The 2,992-nt window shown below is 76.8% G+C and carries 3 protein-coding genes; 1 reads left to right on the top strand and 2 read right to left on the bottom strand.

Features of this window, described 5'->3' with window-relative positions; genetic code table 11:
- The coding region (locus C6N75_RS28520) for an RNA polymerase sigma factor (RefSeq protein WP_146132705.1) at nucleotides 1-750 on the bottom strand (750 nt) is incomplete at its 3' end.
- Between the two features lie 139 nt (nucleotides 751-889).
- A complete protein-coding gene (locus C6N75_RS28515; protein WP_105871739.1) occupies nucleotides 890-1,444 on the bottom strand; it encodes a YciI family protein in 555 nt (184 codons plus the stop codon).
- Nucleotides 1,445-1,543: 99 nt separating this feature from the next.
- Between C6N75_RS28515 and radA the strand changes: the two genes are divergently transcribed.
- The coding region (radA, locus tag C6N75_RS28510; protein WP_258177666.1) for a DNA repair protein RadA at nucleotides 1,544-2,992 on the top strand (1,449 nt) is incomplete at its 3' end.

Here is a 2,992-nt window from a genome sequence, read left to right as displayed (position 1 = left end):
GCGCGGGCAGTCGTCCACGTGGCGCACCAGCTCGTGGCGGAGCGCGGCGGACAGCAGGATCCGCTCGTCGCCGGCGAGGGCGGCGACGGCCGGGCAGTCGCCGCGGCGGACCACGGCGAGGGCGGCGCGGGTGCGTTCGACCTCGCACGCGGCGGCGGAGAGCAGTTGGCGGGCGGCCGGCGGCGCCAGGCCGAGGACGACCGCCACCTGGCCGGCGGTGAGCTGGTGGCGCACGGCCAGCTCCAGGGCCTCGCGCTGCTCGGGGCTGGTGCCGGCCGCCTCCGGCCAGGCCAGCAGTGCCAGCTCCGCGCGGTGCTCCTCGGCGCGGTGCTCCTCGGCGCGGTGCTCTTCGGTACGGGTGGCGGCAGGGGCGGCGGCACGGGGCGCGGACGCCGGCCGGGCTCCGGTGCGCCCGGCGTGCGCCCCCTGCCGCGCGCCCCGGCGCTCGGCCAGCTCGCGCAGGCAGGCCCAGCGGGTGAGCGCGTACAGCCAGGCCCGGCGGTCGGGCTCGGCGGCCGGGCAGCGGCCGAACTGCCGCTCGGAGACGGCCAGTACGTCGCCGAGCACCAAGGTGGCGGCGGTGTGGTCGCCCAGCACGGCGAGGCAGTACGTGAACAGCCCGTCGAGGTACGGCTCGTACCGCGCCGGGGGGCGCTGGGTCAGCGTGCGCGGCCCGCTCCGGGGCGCGCGGCGCGGCGCACGGTGCGCGCCGGGGGTGTGCGTCGGGGAATCCAGCCTGCTGCTCGTCACCTGGTGACCGTAGGCAGCGCGGGGCGAGCCCCCGGCGCCCCTCGGGCGCTTTTACTCCTTACGGGTGAAGCTATCGCTCGAAAGGGGACAACGAGCTCACGCCTCGTTCTCCGTGCGCCCCCGCCGTTCGCGGCCGGGCTCAGCGCCGTCCGCCGGGTTCCCAGTCGTGGACCTCGACGGCGGCGTGGTCCCGCGGGGACAGCAGGGCGCGCGCCGCCGCCCGGTCAGCGGACCGGACCAGGGCGGCCGTGCCGAGCCGGGCGGCCCCGTCGTCCGAGAGCAGCGGCCCGTAGGCGATCAGCCGGTCGGCGTCGGCGGGCGCCGCCAGGTCGGCGGGCCCGACGGGGCGGGGCTCGGCGAGACCGAGCACCAGGAAGGCGGGGGCGTCCGCGCCCGCGCCGGGGAACTGCCACATGGTGCGGCCCAACAGGTTGCGCCACCGGCGCAGCAGCACGTCCCGGTAGACCCCGGCCTGGTGACCGGGCTCGTCGAAGGCGAACGCGCGGGCGGCGGCCGCGTCCGGCAGGTCGGCGATGTGCACGCTGCCGCTGGGCGTCCCGTCGTCGGCGAACGTCGGCCCGCGGGCGATCAGTTCCTTCGCGTACCGGTCCATGTAGGACCAGTGCTCCTCCAGCGTCTCCCGGCGCAGGTCCAGGGAACGGGGACGGTCGCGGTGGTAGCAGAAGAACTCCATGGCCCGGAGCCTCTCCCGGACCGCGGCCCTGTCTCAAGGAGCCGGCCCCCGAGGTCTCCGCGGCCTCGGCTGTCAGTGCCGGCGGCTACGGTGTGGCGCATGGCTGCCCGTACGAAATCCGCGAAGGACCGGCCGTCCTACCGCTGCACCGAGTGCGGCTGGACGACCGCCAAATGGCTGGGCCGCTGCCCCGAGTGCCAGGCCTGGGGCACGGTCGAGGAGTACGGGACGCCCGCCGTGCGGACCACCGCCGCCGGGCGGGTGTCCAGCGCCGCGCTGCCCATCGGCCAGGTGGACGGACGCCAGGCCACCGCCCGCTCGACCGGGGTGGCCGAGCTGGACCGGGTGCTGGGCGGCGGGCTGGTGCCGGGCGCGGTGGTGCTGCTGGCCGGCGAGCCGGGCGTGGGCAAGTCCACGCTGCTGCTGGACGTGGCGGCGAAGGCGGCGGGCGAGGAGCACCCCACCCTCTATGTGACGGGCGAGGAGTCGGCGAGCCAGGTCCGGCTGCGGGCCGACCGCATCGGGGCCATCGACGACCACCTCTACCTCGCCGCCGAGACCGACCTGTCGGTGGTGCTGGGCCATCTCGACGCGGTGAAGCCCTCGCTGCTGGTCCTGGACTCCGTGCAGACGGTGGCCTCGCCGGAGATCGACGGCGCGCCCGGCGGCATGGCGCAGGTGCGGGAGGTGGCGGGCGCGCTGATCCGCGCCTCCAAGGAGCGGGGCATGTCCACGCTGCTGGTCGGCCATGTCACCAAGGACGGCGCGATCGCCGGGCCCCGGCTGCTGGAGCACCTGGTGGACGTGGTGCTGCACTTCGAGGGCGACCGGCACGCGCGGCTGCGCCTGGTGCGCGGGGTGAAGAACCGGTACGGCGCGACCGACGAGGTCGGCTGCTTCGAGCTGCACGACGAGGGGATCACCGGTCTCGCCGATCCCAGCGGGCTGTTCCTGACCCGGCGTGCGGAGGCGGTGCCGGGCACCTGCCTGACGGTCACCCTGGAGGGCCGCCGCCCGCTGGTGGCCGAGGTGCAGGCGCTGACGGTGGACTCCCAGATCCCCTCCCCCCGGCGGACCACCTCCGGTCTGGAGACCTCCCGGGTGTCGATGATGCTGGCGGTGCTGGAGCAGCGCGGCCGGATCAGCGCGCTCGGCAAGCGGGACATCTACAGCGCCACGGTGGGCGGGGTGAAGCTGTCGGAGCCGGCCGCCGACCTGGCGGTGGCGCTGGCGCTGGCCTCGGCGGCCAGCGACACCCCGCTGCCGAAGAACCTCGTCGCCATCGGCGAGGTGGGGCTGGCCGGGGAGGTGCGCCGGGTGACCGGGGTGCAGCGCCGGCTGGCCGAGGCGCACCGGCTGGGCTTCACCCACGCCCTGGTCCCGGGCGACCCGGGCAAGGTCCCGCCCGGGATGAAGGTGATCGAGGTGGCGGACATCGCCGACGCCCTGCGGGTGCTCCCCCGCGGCCGCCGCGCCGCGTCGGGCGACCGCGAGGCCGACGCGACCGCCGCGGCCGGCGGCGGGACCGCCCGAGACGGCGTCCCACCC

Source organism: Streptomyces solincola (genome assembly GCF_002982015.1).
Taxonomy (GTDB): domain Bacteria; phylum Actinomycetota; class Actinomycetes; order Streptomycetales; family Streptomycetaceae; genus Streptomyces; species Streptomyces solincola.
This window is presented reverse-complemented; position numbering and strand designations above follow the sequence as displayed.

What these genes read in the sequence shown, in the direction of transcription:
- C6N75_RS28515 (WP_105871739.1), bottom strand. Translation starts at nt 1,444, where the DNA reads ATGGAGTTCTTCTGCTACCACCGCGACCGTCCCCGTTCCCTGGACCTG.